Below are 622 nucleotides of genomic sequence, written 5' to 3' on the forward strand. Positions count from 1 at the left end.
ACAACGGCATATTTAATTAAGAAATGGTGGCTTTGGACGGAATCGAACCGCCGACACGAGGATTTTCAGTCCTCTGCTCTACCGACTGAGCTACAAAGCCTAACTTGTTTTTTGTAATAATAATGGCGGAGCTGACGGGATTCGAACCCGCGGTCTCCTGCGTGACAGGCAGGCATGTTAGGCCACTACACCACAGCTCCATGCTAAATTCTTATATGGTGAACGCTGACGGGATCGAACCGCCGACCCCTACCCTGTCAAGGTAGTGCTCTCCCAGCTGAGCTAAGCGTTCAAACATGTGAAAAAATGGTGACCCGTAGGGGACTCGAACCCCTGTTACCTCCGTGAAAGGGAGGTGTCTTAACCACTTGACCAACGGGCCTAGAATTCGCCGAGGCTTCGGCAAAAAAAATACCCACTAGGGGTAACTGCTTGGCAACGTTCTACTCTCCCAGAACCCTGCGGTTCAAGTACCATCGACGCTGGAGGGCTTAACGGTCGTGTTCGAGATGGGAACGCGTGGGTCCCCTCCGCCATCATCACCAAACAGTCAAAGCGTTTGTTTGCGCCTTGAAAACTAGATACGAAACTTCACGTAAAGAAATATTCTTAGGAATTTTGG

Annotated in this window: 4 tRNA genes and 1 rRNA gene; all 5 read right to left on the reverse strand. The window is 50.3% G+C overall.

What is annotated here, in order from left to right:
* Window positions 1-24: 24 nt before the first annotated feature.
* Window positions 25-100 (reverse strand) — tRNA-Phe (locus AC1DVJ_RS31245).
* A 23-nt stretch (window positions 101-123) separates the two neighbouring features.
* Window positions 124-200, reverse strand: a tRNA-Asp gene (locus AC1DVJ_RS31250).
* Window positions 201-216: 16 nt separating this feature from the next.
* Window positions 217-292 (reverse strand) — tRNA-Val (locus AC1DVJ_RS31255).
* 15 nt (window positions 293-307) lie between these two features.
* A tRNA-Glu gene (locus AC1DVJ_RS31260) sits at window positions 308-382 on the reverse strand.
* 48 nt (window positions 383-430) lie between these two features.
* Window positions 431-547: ribosomal RNA gene (gene rrf / locus AC1DVJ_RS31265) — 5S ribosomal RNA — on the reverse strand.
* Window positions 548-622: the final 75 nt, after the last annotated feature.

The organism is Paenibacillus sp. P4_A9 (assembly GCF_056402415.1).